This window comes from Campylobacter sp. B0100352/1 (assembly GCF_020135855.1).
Taxonomy (GTDB): Bacteria; Campylobacterota; Campylobacteria; order Campylobacterales; family Campylobacteraceae; genus Campylobacter_D; species Campylobacter_D taeniopygiae.
The window spans coordinates 36,283-51,737 of the sequence record NZ_JACHTP010000006.1 but is presented as its reverse complement, the minus strand read 5'-3'; the positions used below and the strand labels follow the sequence as shown (position 1 = coordinate 51,737).

Sequence of the window (15,455 nt, the reverse complement as noted above, 5' to 3'; positions counted from 1 at the left end):
CACAATGAAAATTTTTAAAATAATGCTTTTTTATTTTTTATTTTTTTCTACAACAGCTGTTTTTGCTAAGGTTGATGATTATATAGTTGAAACAAATATTATTAAAAATATCCTTAGTCAAAGTTTGGATGTATATAAAAAAGGCGATAATGGACAAGCAAAAAAATTAAGCGAAGATGCTTATTTTCAACATTTTGAAAATATGGAAGGTCCTATAGGTAGAAATATAGGTCGAAAAGCTATCACTATGGAGCGTAAATTCATTAATTTGCGTCGTATGTATAAGGAAAAAGCTCCTTTAGATCAAATCAACGCACTCATTGAAAGCCTTTATTATGACTTAGATGAAGTGGCTCCTATTTTACAAAATGGATATAGGTTAAAAGCAGAAGCTAGTCAAACCAATTATGATAAAGCAGCGGCTGAAAAATCAAGTTTAGAGGCTAATGCTAAAAGAGAAGCTGATGCTGAAGCTTTAATTGCCCAAATTACAGGTGTTAAACCCAGCTCAAACAATAATTCTAATATCCAAACTAGCTCATCAAATTTAAAAACCAATGATATCAATTCCGATCTTCAAGCGGCAGCCTCTATGGACACAAGATTGCAATTTATTCTTGATAATATTTCGACCAAATTTACCCTTGCTGCAAATGCTTTTAAAAATGGAAATTATGATGAGAGTAAAAATTTATTAAATGATGCTTTATTTAATGATTATCGTAATACAAAAGTTGAAATTCTAATCAATAAATTTACCAAAGCTGGAAATGATCAAAAATTCCAACAAGCTTTAAGAACCTTGATACGTGAAATTGATGATAAAAAACTTGATGAAAAAAAATTAAGAGATGGTTTAGATGATATAGAACAACAGCTTTTTGATACATTTTTACAAATTCCAAATTCAGAACTTTCAAAATTAAGACTAAAAGGTTTTAACGATGAAAATCAAGGAAAAGATTACGCTAAAGTCGGAGATGATATCAAACTTGCCTTAAATGAAATTTTAAATAATTACGATGGTTTTAATATTTCAGCTATCAATGATTTACAAAATACCTATTTAGATATTTTTGAAGCCAGTGGAATGGAAAATAAAATAGGTGCTGTTGATAGCAATTTGAAATTAAAAATCGAAAGTTTATTTTCTCAAAGTGTTGCATTAATCAAAAATAGTGCCGATAAAAAAGAGCTTAAAGCTACTTTTGATGAATTAGAAAAATTCATCCAACAAGGTATAGATAAAATTCAAGATTCTACGCCTTATTCTCTTTTTATATGGGCTTTAGGAATTATCATACGCGAAGGTTTAGAAGCTTTAATTATCGTTGTTGCAATCGTATCTTATCTTGTTCAAAGTGGCAATAAAAATCGCCTCAATATAGCCTATAGCGCACTTTTTACCGGAATCATACTCAGCTTTATTACAGCTTTTGCTGTCTCTTGGCTTTTTAAAGAAAATGCGGGGCAAAGTAGAGAACTTATAGAAGGCATTACTATGCTTATAGCTGTTCTTTTATTATTTTATGTTGGATTTTGGTTGCTTTCAAACGCACAAAATAAAAAATGGGCTAGTTTTATCAAGCAAGGTGCAATTGATGCTATTTCAAACAATAGCGCAAAAACACTTTGGATTACCGTTTTTCTAGCTGTTTATAGAGAAGGTGCGGAAACGGTTCTTTTTTATCAAGCTTTGCTTTTTGATGCAAAAACCAGTACGGATTTAAGTGCTATATTTGGGGGACTTGGACTTGGAATTTTAATTTTAATTGTTTTATATTTTCTTTTAAAAGCAGGAGCTATTCGCATCCCTGTTAAGCAATTTTTTTATATCACCTCTTATATAATCTTTTATATGGTATTTGTTTTTACAGGCAAGGGCATAGCAGAGCTTATAGAAGGAAAAATCATCCTTCCTAGTTTAGTTCCTATGAATTTTGAACCTATATTATGGCTTGGAATTTATCCTTATTATGAAACTTTAATTCCTCAATTTATAGTATTAATTTTATTGATTATTGGTATTTTAATCACAAAACAAATTTCAAAAAAAGGAGTAAAATGAAAAAAATTTTATCAAGCGTTGCTATAGCAGCGATTGCAAGTATCAATCTTTTTGCAGGTGAAGTGCCAATTGGCGATCCAAAAGAATTAAATGGGATGGAAATAGCCGCTGTTTATCTTCAACCAATCGAAATGGAACCAAGAGGAATTGATCTTGCAGCATCTTTAGCAGATATTCACTTAGAAGCAGATATTCACGCAACTAAAAATAATCCTAATGGCTTTCCTGAAGGATTTTGGATGCCTTATCTAACCATAGCTTATGAACTTAAAAATACGGATACTGGAGCCATTAAACGCGGAACTTTAATGCCTATGGTTGCGGATGATGGTCCTCATTATGGTGCTAATATCGCTATGGAAAAAGACAAAAAAGGTGGTTTTGGAGTGGGTAATTATGAACTTACTTTTTATATTTCAAATCCTGAAAAACAAGGATTTGGACGCCATGTTGATGAAGAAACTGGCGTAGGTAAATGGTTTGAACCTTTTAAAGTTGATTACAAATTTAAATACACAGGCACACCTAAATAATTCCCAAATTTTTAGAAATTCTTAATAATAGAATTTCTAAAAATACTTCTTATTCTTTAAAAAATAAAATCTTGATTAATTTTAATATCTTAAAAATCTTTATACAAAAATTTATTTATTTTTTACACTTGTTAAAGTTTTTTATGTAATAATAACTCTTATCAATATAAAAAAGTGAAAGATTATGAGCATATATTTTGTCAATTTTATTTCCAATATTTTGCCCTTAAGCGTTTTAATAGCTTTTATAAATCCTGACAAAAAATACATTACAAAAAGCTTTATAGCGGTTTTTTTAGGGTTTTTATTTGGGTATTTTGCATTTTTTATATCCGCACAATTTTTAAAAACTGATAATTTGATATTTAATCTCAATTTTATTTTTATAGCTTCTTTACTTGCAAGTTTTATATTTTATTTTTGGGAAAAAGTTAAAGTTTTAAACTTAGTTTTATCGACCGTTTTAAGTTTTTGCATAGCTTTAAATTATTATTACATCAATCAAGATTTGCCTATATTTAGCAATTCTTTATTGGATAGTCAAACAATTACATCTTTAGGTTTTATATTCTTAGCTTTCATTATTTGTATTTTAATCTTTTTCTTTTTAAGATGGCAAAAAACAATCAATAAAAAAGCAAGTTTTGTTGTCTTTTGTATCGTTATCTTTATAGAAATGGATCGTGCTTTAGCTAACATCTTACTCACTTTGATGAGAAATTCAATTATTGATACTGAAACTTTTTTAATTAGCTTTGTTGGAAAAAGCAATTATTTTGGTACTTTTAAAATTTATCTTTATATCATTTTAATCCTTATTCTTGCTTTTTTAAGTTTAAAAATTCGCCAAAACAATATCAATAAGCATACGATTTTAGATATTAAGTATCGCAAAGATAAGGCAAAAAATCATCTAATCAATTCTTATTTTTCAAGCGTTTTTATAAGCTGTATAGTTAGTTTTTGTATTGTTTTGTATTTTTTTATGATCAGTTCTAAACCTTTGGTTATAGATGAACCTAAAGAAATTTTACCTAACGCTGAGGGTAAATTTATCTTTGATGTGGCTCTTTTAAGGGATAATAAACTTCATAGGTTTGCCTATGTAACAGCTGAAGGTAAGGTTGTGAGATTTTTTCTAATCAATAAAAGAGAAGATAGAGACTCTCCTGTTGCTGTTTTTGATGCTTGTATGATTTGCGGAGATATGGGGTATATTAAAAAAGATGGGGAATTAATCTGCATTTCTTGCAATGTCCGTATTTTTCTACCAAGCGTAGGTAAATCAGGTGGTTGCAATCCTATTCCTTTAAAATATACCTATGATGGTAAAAATATTATTATTGATGTAAAAGATGTCATTGCCGGATCTAATTATTTTAATCAAATCAAAGAAATTCAAGTTAGCGATCCTGTTTCAAAAGATAAACTGATTAACATAAAAGCACCTTTTTCTTATAGTTATAAAGGAATTACTTATTATTTTATCAATGAAAAAAACTATGAAGAATTTAAAAAAGATCCTTTAAAATTTATTGGGGATACAGAAGCTAAGTTTTTAATCCAAAGGAGAAGCGATGTTAGCTAAAATAATCCTTAGTTCTATTTTTAAAAATAAAATTCAAAAATTCTTAGCCTTTCTTACTTGTTTTTTAGCCACTCTTTTGCTTTGCATCATGCTAAATATTACTTTAAGTATAGGCAATGAAGTCACAGAACAATTAAAAAGTTATGGATCAAATATACTGGTTTTACCTAAAGGTTCTAACTTAAACATTGAAATAGGCAATGAAATTTATAAACCCTTAAAAAATAAAAACTATCTTGAAGAGAAAAATTTATATATGATTAAAGATATTTATTGGCGCAATAACATCACTGCCCTAGCCCCATTTTTAGATGGTAAAATCACTGTTAAAAATGATGATAAGGCTATAAAAACTCTATTGTATGGGACTTATTTTAGTAAAGCAATTAAAATAAAAGACGATGATGATTTTGTAACAGGAATTCAAACCCTTTATCCTTATCTTAAAGTAGAAGGAAGCTGGGCAAAAGATGATAGCAATGAAATCATGCTCGGTGAAGATTTGGCTAAAAATTCCAAACTAAAGATAGGACAAAATATAACACTCCTTGGAGAAAATAATATTTCAAAAGAAGTTAAGATTGTAGGAATTTTATTGCATACAAATCCTAAAATGTCAAATAAAATCATCGCTCCTTTACATCTTGCTCAAGAATTACTTAATAAACAAGGGCTTTATTCAAGTGCTGAAGTTAGAGCTTTTACTATACCTGAATCCTCACTTTCTGAAAAAGTACGCCGCTTAGGAGAAGAAAAACTCGATCAAGTTGAATACGATAAATGGTATTGTTCTGCTTATGTAGGTTCTATTGCTAGTCAAATCAAAGATGGACTTCCAGGATCTGATGTAAAAGTGCTAAATGCTATAAGCGATGCTCAAAATTTAATCGTTAAAAAAATTCAATCTCTAATGTCAATCACCTGCATTATTTGCATTATTATTTCAAGCATAGCTATTTCAAGCCTTATAAATTCAGAAATTCATCGCAGAAAAAAAGAAATAGGCCTTTTAAAAGTCCTTGGAGCTAATACTTTTCAAATTTATTTGATCTTTTCAAGCGAAAATTTAATTGTAGCTTTTATCGCTGCAATTTTTGGATTTGTATTTGGCATAGGAATTTCAGAAATCATCAGTCTTAATATTTTTGGTTATTTTATCAACATTGCTTTTATCGCTTTACCTTTGAGTCTTATTTTTGCTGGCTTAATAGCTATAATTGGCTGCTTAATCCCTATAAGAAATATTTCTAATCTTTCTCCAGTAGAGGTGCTTTATGGAAAATAGATTTTTTCTAAATGAACTTTTTAAAAGTCTTAGTTTTTCTTATCAAAGACTTTTTATCATCATTTTATCCATTTTCATAGGTGCCTTAACTTGTTCAGCATTTTTAAATATCTATTTTGACATAGATACAAAACTTTCTAAAGAACTCAAAGCTTACGGGGCAAATGTGATTATAAGCTCTAAAAATATGGATGAAAATTTTATCTCTAACGCTAAATATGAGGAAATCAAACAGAAATTAAAAGCTAGGGCTTTAACTCCATTTTTATACGAATTTTTAAATTTAGGTAGCACAAGTGCGGTTGTTTTGGGAACAGATTTTAAGGCCTTAAGACTGACTAAACCTTTTTTAGAGATAAAAGATGGAAGCTTTTCTTTAAGAGATTTTAGTGATAATTCTGTTTTTTTAGGTATTAATCTAGCTAAACAATTAGATCTTAAAGTAGGAAATGAGCTGCAAATTTATAATCCAAACAATGGAAAAAGTGTTAAATTAACCATAAAAGCTATATTTTCAAGCAATGATGAATTCGATGGTATAGCCTTAGCGTCTTTAAATGTGATTCAAAATTTAAGCGATACTCAAGGTATTAATTATGCTAATGCTATAGTCGATGGTGATTTTCAAAGCGTTTGGAATAAAACTCAAGCTATTAGCGATCATACTATTAACGCTAAACCTATATCATCGGTATCTTTAAGTGAAAATTTGGTTCTTGAAAAAATAAAAACCTTAATGTTTTTAATCGTCATTATTGTTTTAATCATAGTCACAACCAGTGTTAATACCACGCTAAGCTCTATCATATTTTCTAGAAAAAAAGAAATTGCTTTGCGTTTAGCTTTAGGAGCTAAAAAGAGAGAAATTTTTAAACTTTTTGCAAGTGAGTGTTTTATTGTGAGCTTAATAGCAAGCATTATAGGGGCATTTTGTGGAATATTTTTAGCCAATATTTTTGGTTATTTAATTTTTAATTCCAGCATTGACTTTAGATTTAAAGCGGTATTAATATCTATCATTATTTCTTTGGCTTTTGCTTTTTTTGCCGCTTTTTTACCTATAAAAAAGGCTTTAAAAATTAATATTTGTGATAATTTGAAAGGTGATTAAAATGAAAGAATTAATAAAAATAACAAATCTTAGCAAAAATTTTGGCAAAGTCAAGGCTTTAAATAATATTAATTTAAATGTTTATCAAGGAGAATGGCTTGCGATTATGGGGCCATCAGGAAGTGGTAAATCCACACTTTTAAATATTTTATCTCTAATGGACACCCCAAGCAGTGGTCAATACATCTTAGATGGGCAAAATTTAGAACAAATTCAAGAAGAGCAAAAAATACAATTACGCAGAGAGAAAATAGGACTTATATTTCAGCAATTTCATCTTATCCCTTATCTAAATGCTTTAGAAAATGTGATGCTTTCTCAATATTATCACTCTTGTATTGATGAAGAAGATGCAAAAATGATGCTTGAAAAAGTTGGTCTTTCACATCGTTTAAATCACCTTCCTAATCAACTAAGCGGAGGGGAGCAACAAAGAGTTTGTATCGCAAGATCTTTAATCAATAATCCTGAAATTTTACTTGCGGATGAACCCACAGGAAATTTAGATGAAGCCAATGAAGAAATCGTTCTTCAAACCCTAAAAAAACTCAAAAATGAAGGAAAAACTATTGTTTTAATCACGCACAATCCAGATTTAGCTAAATTTGCCGATAGAACCATATGCTTACACCATGGGGTTTTAAAATGAAATTTTTATGTATTTTTATTGCACTATTTTTACTCAATGCATGTTCTTTTGAAAATCATAAAAAAAGCACGAAAATAGGAGAAGTGGCTGCAGAAATTTCAGCTAAAAATCTTTTAGGAAATGAGATTAAATTAAACAATGATAAAAATCCTTTAAAAGTATTAGTTTTTTTTCAAAATGGTTGTTCTTCTTGCTTAAAGGAACTGCCTTATCTAGATGAATTTGCGCAAAATTATCCAGATAAAATTAGCGTTTATGCTATCAATTCAGCCAATGATATACAAACCATACAATCTTTAGCAAAAAAATTTGATTTTAAAAAGGTTAAAATTTTAAAAGATGATCTTAAAATAACGCAAGATAGATATGCCATATTTGCAACGCCAACAACTATAATCATTAAAAATGGAATTATAAAAGATAGAATTTTAGGAGAAACACCTTGGGAAAATTTAAAGTCCAAGCTTATTTCATTGCTTTAATCACAGCTTTATTTTTTATAGCTTGCAGTGATGGAGAAAATTTTAAAAGCTTAGATCATAAAAATTATAATTTTTCCTACAATGGTTTTGAGAAAACATTAAAGCTTAATCAAAAGGATGAAAATTTTGCTTTGGTGTTTTTTACCAAAGATTGCGAAGTATGCAAAGAACAAATCAAAATCTTACAACAATTAATCCAAAATTATAATTTTAATGTTTTTGTAATTTTAGGAGATGCAAAAAATTTAGATGATGCAAAAAATTGGGCAAAAGAAAAAGGCTTAACTCAATTAACTTTATTCTATGAAAAAAATGCAGCCAAATATCTTTCAGATTCCATAGGCGGTATTTATGGAGTTCCTGTAATTAGTTTTTTTGAGTCAGGAAAAATGAATAAAAAATTTATAGGATTGACACCTTATCATATACTTGAAAATGAAATTAAAAGGATAAAAAATTAATCTTATCCTTTTAAATAATTAAAGTTTTTGATCTCCTAAAAAATAACCATAAATTTCATAACTTCCATCTTTTTTCATTAAGATGACGGGATATTTTTCATTGTAGCCTTGTTCCATTCCAGGGCTTCCTTGTGGCATTCCAGGAGCTGAAATTCCTATAACGTCTTTTGGTTTATTTTCAAGGAGCCAAGCTACAGCGCTTTCAGGAACATGTCCTTCAACGACATAGCCTTCAATAATCCCTGTATGGCAGCTTTGATATTCATTTTTGATTCCATATTGATCTTTAATTTTTAGAAAATCATCTGTTTTATGCACATTTACACTATAGCCTTTTTTCTTCATATAAGCCGTCCAATAATCACAACACATGCAAGTAGGACTTTCATAAATTTCTAAATTTTTAGCTTGTAAAATACAAGCACTTGCAACTACAACAAAAGCTGAAATTACTTTTTTCATTTTCTACTCCCTAAATTTCATTATTTTAACTATGCAACCTGAATTAACAATATATCAAATTTTACTTTTAAACAAAGTAAATCTTTTTGTGCAAAATTAATTTTTTTTATTTAATTGACTTAATCGATATTGGCTATAAGCAGTAAAAATAACTCCAATAACCAACCAACAAATCCCACTCCAAATAAGTCTTGACTCTTTTCCGAGCAATAATATAAAAAATGCCCCGATAAAATGCACCAAAGCTACAACTAAAAACAATATGCCTGCTAAACGTTGCTTTTTAAGTTTTTTCAGTTTTTCATCTTTTTCCATGTTTTTCCCTTAACTTTTTAATCTCTTCTAAAAGCATAAATTTAAGCTCCTTAAGCCCTGTTTTTTCAAGACTTGAAACCTCAATTAAAAAACTTTGCGGATCTTCTGTACTTTTTAAATAATCTTTTAAATTTACTATATTCTCTGCAATCGCTTCTGCAAAATCAACACCTAAATTCACACTATCACTTTTTGAAATCATAATACCAAATTCACGCTTAAAGAGCTCTTTGGAAAATTTTTCGAGCTCATTTCTTAGCACTATAAATTGCTCTTTTAAAGACATTTCTCTTAAAGGATCCAATACAAAAAGTAAAAAAGATGTTCTTTCTATATGCTTTAAAAAAGCAAGTCCTAAACCTTTACCTCCACTTGCACCCTCGATAATACCAGGAATATCTGCCATCACAAAAGAATTATACTCATCCACATCAACAAGACCAAGTTTTGGCGTCAATGTGGTAAATTCATAATTCGCAATTTCAGGTTTTGCGTTTGAAACTACACTAATAAGAGTCGATTTTCCCACATTTGGAAAGCCCACAAGCCCCACATCAGCGATCAATTTAAGTTCAAGTCTTACTAAACGACTCTCTCCTTTTATACCAGGTTGTGCATAGTCTGGACGTTGATTGGTTGCATGTTTAAAATGAGTATTTCCAAGCCCTCCTTTGCCACCTTTTAAAAATACTTCTCTTTGCCCTTCTTTAGTTAAATCAAGTAAAATTTCATTGCTTTGTGCATCAATAACTTGAGTGCCCTCTGGAACAATGAGTTCTAAATTTTCACCTTTTTTTCCATTTTTATTACGCCCCATACCCGCTGCACCATTTTGCGCACGAAGTTCCTTTTTTCCTTTAAAATTAACAAGGGTATGAGTATTGTTATCACATATAAAAATAATATCTCCGCCATTTCCGCCATCGCCACCATCAGGACCACCCAATGGAACGTGCTTTTCACGACGAAAACTTACAGCACCTTTGCCTCCATCGCCTGAAGCTAAAGTAATCTTAACGCTATCTATAAACATAAAAAAACCTTAAAAAATTTAAAAAGAAGTATATCAAAAGAAAATAAAATTCAAAATAATTTTTACAATAGCTCAAAACTCTCATTAGCTTATTTTATATAAAAACTACTATAATTAAAAATTTTAACATCGTCAAAAATTGATATTTTAGATTAAATATTGATATTAAACTAAAGATTTTATAGTAAAAATTTGATTTTAAGTACTTTTTAAAATTTATAATCTTTAAAATTAACTTGTTTAAAAAAATATCTAAGTTTTTAAATTTTGGATAAAAATTTAAGATTTTTCTAGGCAGAAGCCTAGAAATTAAGCAGGATAAACAGAAACTTTTTTTCTATCTTTATCTTTTCTTTCAAATTTAACAAAACCATCAATTAAAGCAAAGATAGTATGATCTTTTCCCATACCTACATTATTACCTGCATGTGTTGCAGTTCCTCTTTGGCGAATGATGATATTTCCAGCTCTAACAAATTCGCCACCAAATTTTTTAACACCTAAACGACGACCAATAGAATCGCGATTATTTTGAGTTGAACCTTGACCTTTCTTGTGTGCCATTCTTTACTCCTTAAGCTTTAATATCTTTAACTATAACGCGAGTAAATTGTCTTCTAAAACCTCGTTTAAGTTTAGAATCTTTTCTGCGTCTTTTTTTATAAATTACAACTTTCCTATCTTTTCCGTGATTGATCACTTCTAAAACAACTTTTGCACCTGCTACGAAAGGCGCACCTACCTTAATATCTTTATCGCAAATTGCAAGTACTTCATTCACTTCGATAATAGCTTTGCTTTCAGCTTCAAAGTGATCTAGCTTTAACTCATCATTAACGCTAACTTTATACTGCTTTCCGCTGTGTTTCATAATAGCATACATTGCTTTTCCTTATAATTTGGTAAGTACCATAAAGCACCAATTAGGATTTAAAAGCTTTAATGGTTTAGAAAAACTTTAATTTTATAAAATTTTTCTTTAATATTTAATGAATTTAAAAGTTTGCAAATTAAAAAATCAAAGCGAAACTAAAATCCAAGATCAACCCCACCACCTTCATGAAGCTTATAGGTAGAATCTTTGCCTTTGTCTTGCTTATTTTCCTCTGATGCATTAGCGTTAAAAAGAGAATTTTGTATATATTTTTGCACCATTAAAGCAGTATTTTCCCAAAATTTTTGTTCTTTTTGAGCATCATAAGTAAGTATTAAATTCGTACTTAGAGTTTTTGACAATACTATCTCTCTTGTGGGATAAAATATAAGTTTGAAAGAGATATTTATCTTTAATTTTTTATCATTTTGATAAGTAATATAGCTATTTTGTTTAGATGTATCTAAAATTTTATACTCTAAAATATAATCCGTACCTAAAACATTCCCTAGCTTAGAGCTTTCATCACTAGAACCTTGAGCACTTTCGATAAGTTTATCTTCGCTTTTAAAATCATTTTTTCTTTCTAAAAGAGTAAAATAAGCATCGTTAGAAAAAATATCATTTAAAGCTTGAGTTAAATTTTCTCCCGATTTTCCATAATTTTCATCAAAAAGTATTAATTTTGGTTTTTGATCATTTTGGTAAAGATATTTATAAGCTAAGATTTTAACCTTCCAATTTGTGCCATTATTTTCAGCAGAAGTGATCTCATAACTATCAATACGCCCATTACTTACATTTTGAAGCGTATCTTTTGAATTTTGAACAATTTGCCCTAAGGCTGAAAATTTAATATCAATACTTTTAATTTCTTGTCTTAAATTAAACTTTGAAATACCTTTAAGCTTAGATAAGGCATCAATTAAGGCGTTATTTAAAGCATCTTCTCTTGTTTGACCTGTCCCAACACCTTGCATAATTTTTTGAAATTTAGATCTTTGATGCGGAAGTGTTTTTAAGCTTTGAATATTGCTAAAATTGACATCTTCGGCAGGAGAATAATCATAAATAATCACATTTTTTTCATTTTGAGCTTTTATAATATTTTGATTTTCAGCCCAAAGTAAAGACAAAAAAGCTATTAAAATAAAAAAATATTTCATTTTACCAAGTCACCGATTTACTTGTTCCTGTTTTATCGATTGTTTTTTCATCTTCCCAATAAGCAAGTCCTGAATTTAAATCTGTAAGTGTTAAATGGAAAAAATACTCCGCTTGTATATCGCCATTTCTAAGCTTAACAGTATCTTGACGAATTTTTCCGCTTAATGAAAAATCAGGAGCTACTAAAGTTCCTTTTTTAGAAATAGTATTTTGGTTAAATTCTTCATTATCCCGTAGTTCTCTTACGACTTCACTCATCCCATCTCTAGCACCCCCTGCTGCAACGGCTGTAGTAAGGACAAATTTGCCTGATTTTCTAAGTGCAATAGTTATTTTGCTTATAAGTTTGTCTGTATCGATTCTTTGAGGGGTATCATTAATGATTTTTCCAATAGCTATCACTTTTCTTTGGCCTTGTGAAATATTAGCAAAAGCGGGATCTTTCAACATGCTTTCAATCATTTCTTGTGCTGTTTTTTCAAAATCTTCTCTATCAAGCCCTAAAGTTAAAGCATCCCCTTGTTTTTTTTGACTCGCATAACCATCAGTATAAACAGGTGCTCCACAAGCTGCAAGAAAAAAAGCTAAAAAAGCATAACAAGCCACTAAAAATAAATTTCTCATCTTAATTTCCTTTTTTTAATCTATTATACTTTGTTTAATTTTCAATTTTGTAAATTTCACTTGGGATTATTGGGTTAAAAGATCGAACTAAAATCAATATGTCTTTATTTTGATCTAAAGAATTAGAATATATCGCATTATTGTTTTCATCTTGAATTTTAATAAAACCATCATTATCGATCATTAAAATTTGAATATTTTTAGGTAAAAAATTCCAAATTCTCAAATCACTTCTTGTTGTCGCCGCAGTAAAAATATCCGTCGCAAAAGTCAAAATTCCGCTTTGATCATTTTTTGCTACAGCCATGTTTAAACCTGTTTTAAAAAGACTTGACATTAAAGATTTCATAATTTTAGCATTCAATTCTTCTTTAAATTCGCTAGCTACCACCTCATCAAAATCGAAAATTCTCGCAGTTTGGTTTAAATTTTTACCATTAAAAACATTTAAATAAGCAAAAGATTCTTCTCTCTTTTTTAAGGTAGGTAAAGCTACACTTGCTGTTACAATATGCTGATCAAAAATAAAAGGCAAAGTAAGTGAAAATTCATCCAATGCAGGGCTTAAACCATTTTCATAAATGATGAAAATATGTTTTTTTAATTTTTGCGGATTTAAAGCCTTAGAGTATTGATCAAAAAGCTCAAATTCTTTTTGTATTTCTTTATCATTATTGTATGCTGCATAAACCTCTTTAAGTAAATCAGAAGCTTTTTGATAATCATGATCCATGAAAAAAAATACTGAAGAAATATAAGTTACATAAGCATTTGTATAGTTTTTTTGTGCATGAAATTCTTTAAAAAGATTATTGTATTGATTTGCAATGATTTTGAGATTTTGATCTATATTTTGCTTGAAATTCTCTTCTTTTTCAGCTTTTTTTCGCATCTGCTGAATTTGAGTGGCAAAATATTCTTTAGCTATGTTTTGTCTTGCTAAAGCGCGATTAAATTCCACTCTAGCATTTGAAAAATCTTTCAAACTCATGAAATTTAAACCCTTATAAACATTGACCATAGTTCGTTCATACCAAGCACCTTGATAATCATTAACACCATCATTTATCAATGTAGAACTAATAAAATTTACACCCTTGTGAGCAATATTTTGCAAATCAACATCATATTTATAAGAATTTTCTACTTGATCAAAAATAGCATTGCTTAAATTAAAATCCTTGCAATCTCTAGCAATATACGCTGTATTTAAGCCTTTAAAAATAGTATCATCATCTTGATTGATCGCTTGTAATTGTTTTTCAAAAAAATCCTGATCACATTTTTTAGAAAATAATTCTTTTTGATAAAATAAATTTTGATCTTGATAAGTTGAGCAAGCACTCAAAATAAATATAATAAAAAATAATATTATTCGATACATTTAAAATAATCCAAAAAATAAAAATTATTCTAAACTATATCAAAAAATCAATAATAGCCTAAGGCTATTATTGATTACTTTAAAAAGCCAGCTGCAACAAAGCCTAAGGCTACTGAAATAGCAATGGCTAAAACACCTGGTATAAAGAAAGAGTGATTAAAGATAAATTTACCTATTCTTGTTGTTCCTGTATCATCCATTTGTACAGCACCCAATAAGGTAGGATAAGTTGGTAAAACGAAAAGGGCAGAAACCGCAGCAAAACAAGCCACTAACATATAAGAATCATTCGGATTTGCAGCAGTGATACCCAAAGAAGTAATTACCACTGGAACAATAGCTTTAGCTGTAGCTGCTTGAGAATATAAAAGCATACTAGCAAAGAAAAATGCAACCGCAAGTGTTGCTGGAATTTGTTTTACCCAATTGCTTGCTAAATCTGTGATTTCTTGCGTGTGACCCGAAACAAAAGTATTTCCAAGCCAAGCAACACCAAAAACACAAACACAAGCTGTCATGCCACTTTTAAAAACACTTGTATCCAAAATTTTTGCTGGATCTACTTTGCAAAACCAAGTGATCAAAGTAGCTGCTGTTAATAAAAAGCTCATAATAGCTGAATCTCTTGGAATAACAACAGGATCTATCCATCTAATATTACTAGAAATTGCTGTTGCGTATAAAACCACGCATAAAACTGTGATTAGAAAAATTCCAACTGAAAGTTTAGCACCTGGTTTATCTTGTGCTTGTAAAACCTCATTAGCATCTTTAACAAGTCCTGCTTTTAAACGCTCTTGATAAATTTTACTTTTACTAAGATCTAAAGGAGTAATGATACTAACTATAAACGCTGTTAAAATACAAGCGATAAAGGTTGTGCTGATCCAAATTCCTAATAGTGTTGGATAATTCCACCCAAATTGCTCCAAAATTCCACTCATATAAACAACAGCAGCACTCACAGGAGATGCAGTGATACCTATTTGAGAAGCAACCACCATTAAAGAAAGCGGAACTGAAGGTTTGATATTTTGAGATTTTGCAACATCAACAACTACAGGCATTAAAGAAAATACAGCATTACCTGTTCCTGCTAAAAGAGTTAAGAGCCATCCGCAAATTGGAGCTAAATAATTGATGAATTTTGGATGCTTTCTTAAAAATCTCTCGGTTAATCTTACCATATAATCAAGACCACCGGCTTGTTGCATCGCAGAAATTGCTGCAATAGCTGCAGCAATAATTAAAATAACATCCCAAGGAATACTACCTGGTTTCATGCCTAAAGCAAGTCCTAAAATAACAACCCCTATACCTCCTGCATAGCCTATAGCTATACCTCCTAGACGAATTCCTATAAAAATAGAACCCAAAAAGACAACTATTTGTAAAATCAACTCCACACTCATAGTAAAA

The 15,455-nt window shown here is 29.6% G+C and carries 17 protein-coding genes; 8 read left to right on the top strand and 9 right to left on the bottom strand.

The features are described from left to right. The first annotated feature begins 4 nt into the window (after window positions 1-4). From H2279_RS03030 to H2279_RS02995, 8 genes are all read left to right on the top strand, one after another. Window positions 5-2,068: an FTR1 family iron permease gene (locus tag H2279_RS03030; protein WP_337195544.1), complete on the top strand. Its 2,064-nt coding sequence runs from the start codon at window positions 5-7 to the stop codon at window positions 2,066-2,068. Beyond that, the gene (locus H2279_RS03025; protein ID WP_137620299.1) at window positions 2,065-2,601 is read left to right on the top strand and encodes an iron transporter; all 537 of its coding nucleotides are present in this window, start codon (window positions 2,065-2,067) and stop codon (window positions 2,599-2,601) included. The genes H2279_RS03030 and H2279_RS03025 overlap by 4 nt, the downstream gene beginning before the upstream one ends. Before the next feature lie 184 nt (window positions 2,602-2,785). Beyond that, entirely contained in the window at window positions 2,786-4,189 is a 1,404-nt protein-coding gene (locus H2279_RS03020) for a Fe-S-containing protein (protein ID WP_337195543.1), read from the top strand. Further along, window positions 4,179-5,474 carry an ABC transporter permease gene (locus H2279_RS03015; RefSeq protein ID WP_337195542.1) on the top strand — a complete coding sequence of 432 codons (1,296 nt, stop codon included), beginning with the start codon at window positions 4,179-4,181 and terminating at the stop codon, window positions 5,472-5,474. Before H2279_RS03020 ends, H2279_RS03015 begins: the two co-directional genes overlap by 11 nt. After that, window positions 5,464-6,585 (top strand): ABC transporter permease, encoded by a 1,122-nt coding sequence (locus tag H2279_RS03010; protein ID WP_337195541.1) that lies wholly within the window; start codon window positions 5,464-5,466, stop codon window positions 6,583-6,585. The genes H2279_RS03015 and H2279_RS03010 overlap by 11 nt, the downstream gene beginning before the upstream one ends. Continuing rightward, window positions 6,581-7,234, top strand: a complete 654-nt coding sequence (locus H2279_RS03005) for an ABC transporter ATP-binding protein (RefSeq protein WP_137623191.1) — start codon at window positions 6,581-6,583, stop codon at window positions 7,232-7,234. Before H2279_RS03010 ends, H2279_RS03005 begins: the two co-directional genes overlap by 5 nt. Continuing rightward, window positions 7,231-7,716: a TlpA family protein disulfide reductase gene (locus H2279_RS03000; RefSeq protein WP_337195540.1), complete on the top strand. Its 486-nt coding sequence runs from the start codon at window positions 7,231-7,233 to the stop codon at window positions 7,714-7,716. The genes H2279_RS03005 and H2279_RS03000 overlap by 4 nt, the downstream gene beginning before the upstream one ends. Then, window positions 7,677-8,177 carry a TlpA family protein disulfide reductase gene (locus H2279_RS02995; RefSeq protein ID WP_337195539.1) on the top strand — a complete coding sequence of 167 codons (501 nt, stop codon included), beginning with the start codon at window positions 7,677-7,679 and terminating at the stop codon, window positions 8,175-8,177. The genes H2279_RS03000 and H2279_RS02995 overlap by 40 nt, the downstream gene beginning before the upstream one ends. An 18-nt stretch (window positions 8,178-8,195) precedes the next feature. On the opposite strand, the gene H2279_RS02990 is transcribed toward H2279_RS02995, so the two are convergent. The 9 genes from H2279_RS02990 to H2279_RS02950 all read right to left on the bottom strand — a co-directional run bounded on the left by H2279_RS02990 (window position 8,196) and on the right by H2279_RS02950 (window position 15,448). Continuing rightward, on the bottom strand, window positions 8,196-8,639 hold the full coding sequence (locus H2279_RS02990; RefSeq protein ID WP_137623140.1) for a DUF411 domain-containing protein: 444 nt from the start codon (window positions 8,637-8,639) through the stop codon (window positions 8,196-8,198). Window positions 8,640-8,735: 96 nt separating this feature from the next. After that, a complete protein-coding gene (locus H2279_RS02985) occupies window positions 8,736-8,954 on the bottom strand; it encodes a hypothetical protein (protein ID WP_337195538.1) in 219 nt (72 codons plus the stop codon). Continuing rightward, window positions 8,941-9,987 carry a GTPase ObgE gene (obgE, locus tag H2279_RS02980; protein ID WP_337195537.1) on the bottom strand — a complete coding sequence of 349 codons (1,047 nt, stop codon included), beginning with the start codon at window positions 9,985-9,987 and terminating at the stop codon, window positions 8,941-8,943. Before obgE ends, H2279_RS02985 begins: the two co-directional genes overlap by 14 nt. Window positions 9,988-10,296: 309 nt before the next feature. Beyond that, window positions 10,297-10,551 (bottom strand): 50S ribosomal protein L27, encoded by a 255-nt coding sequence (rpmA, locus tag H2279_RS02975; protein ID WP_002800974.1) that lies wholly within the window; start codon window positions 10,549-10,551, stop codon window positions 10,297-10,299. A gap of 10 nt (window positions 10,552-10,561) precedes the next feature. Then, window positions 10,562-10,870, bottom strand: a complete 309-nt coding sequence (gene rplU, locus H2279_RS02970; protein ID WP_137623143.1) for a 50S ribosomal protein L21 — start codon at window positions 10,868-10,870, stop codon at window positions 10,562-10,564. Between the two features lie 146 nt (window positions 10,871-11,016). Next, a complete protein-coding gene (locus H2279_RS02965) occupies window positions 11,017-12,027 on the bottom strand; it encodes a hypothetical protein (protein ID WP_337195536.1) in 1,011 nt (336 codons plus the stop codon). 1 nt (window position 12,028) lies between these two features. Continuing rightward, the gene (gene lpoB / locus H2279_RS02960; RefSeq protein WP_337195535.1) at window positions 12,029-12,652 is read right to left on the bottom strand and encodes a penicillin-binding protein activator LpoB; all 624 of its coding nucleotides are present in this window, start codon (window positions 12,650-12,652) and stop codon (window positions 12,029-12,031) included. A gap of 34 nt (window positions 12,653-12,686) precedes the next feature. Next, the gene (locus H2279_RS02955) at window positions 12,687-14,036 is read right to left on the bottom strand and encodes a hypothetical protein (RefSeq protein WP_337195534.1); all 1,350 of its coding nucleotides are present in this window, start codon (window positions 14,034-14,036) and stop codon (window positions 12,687-12,689) included. Between the two features lie 74 nt (window positions 14,037-14,110). Next, the gene (locus H2279_RS02950; protein WP_137623147.1) at window positions 14,111-15,448 is read right to left on the bottom strand and encodes an anaerobic C4-dicarboxylate transporter; all 1,338 of its coding nucleotides are present in this window, start codon (window positions 15,446-15,448) and stop codon (window positions 14,111-14,113) included. Window positions 15,449-15,455 lie beyond the last annotated feature (7 nt).

Bases quoted from the DNA above. Each gene is read 5' to 3' on its own strand.
- H2279_RS03030 (WP_337195544.1), top strand. From the start codon at position 5: ATGAAAATTTTTAAAATAATGCTTTTTTATTTTTTATTTTTTTCTACA.
- H2279_RS03025 (WP_137620299.1), top strand. From the start codon at position 2,065: ATGAAAAAAATTTTATCAAGCGTTGCTATAGCAGCGATTGCAAGTATC.
- H2279_RS03020 (WP_337195543.1), top strand. From the start codon at position 2,786: ATGAGCATATATTTTGTCAATTTTATTTCCAATATTTTGCCCTTAAGC.
- H2279_RS03015 (WP_337195542.1), top strand. From the start codon at position 4,179: ATGTTAGCTAAAATAATCCTTAGTTCTATTTTTAAAAATAAAATTCAA.
- H2279_RS03010 (WP_337195541.1), top strand. From the start codon at position 5,464: ATGGAAAATAGATTTTTTCTAAATGAACTTTTTAAAAGTCTTAGTTTT.
- H2279_RS03000 (WP_337195540.1), top strand. From the start codon at position 7,231: ATGAAATTTTTATGTATTTTTATTGCACTATTTTTACTCAATGCATGT.
- H2279_RS02990 (WP_137623140.1), bottom strand. From the start codon at position 8,639: ATGAAAAAAGTAATTTCAGCTTTTGTTGTAGTTGCAAGTGCTTGTATT.
- H2279_RS02985 (WP_337195538.1), bottom strand. From the start codon at position 8,954: ATGGAAAAAGATGAAAAACTGAAAAAACTTAAAAAGCAACGTTTAGCA.
- obgE (WP_337195537.1), bottom strand. From the start codon at position 9,987: ATGTTTATAGATAGCGTTAAGATTACTTTAGCTTCAGGCGATGGAGGC.
- rpmA (WP_002800974.1), bottom strand. From the start codon at position 10,551: ATGGCACACAAGAAAGGTCAAGGTTCAACTCAAAATAATCGCGATTCT.
- rplU (WP_137623143.1), bottom strand. From the start codon at position 10,870: ATGTATGCTATTATGAAACACAGCGGAAAGCAGTATAAAGTTAGCGTT.
- H2279_RS02965 (WP_337195536.1), bottom strand. From the start codon at position 12,027: ATGAAATATTTTTTTATTTTAATAGCTTTTTTGTCTTTACTTTGGGCT.
- lpoB (WP_337195535.1), bottom strand. From the start codon at position 12,652: ATGAGAAATTTATTTTTAGTGGCTTGTTATGCTTTTTTAGCTTTTTTT.
- H2279_RS02955 (WP_337195534.1), bottom strand. From the start codon at position 14,036: ATGTATCGAATAATATTATTTTTTATTATATTTATTTTGAGTGCTTGC.
- H2279_RS02950 (WP_137623147.1), bottom strand. From the start codon at position 15,448: ATGAGTGTGGAGTTGATTTTACAAATAGTTGTCTTTTTGGGTTCTATT.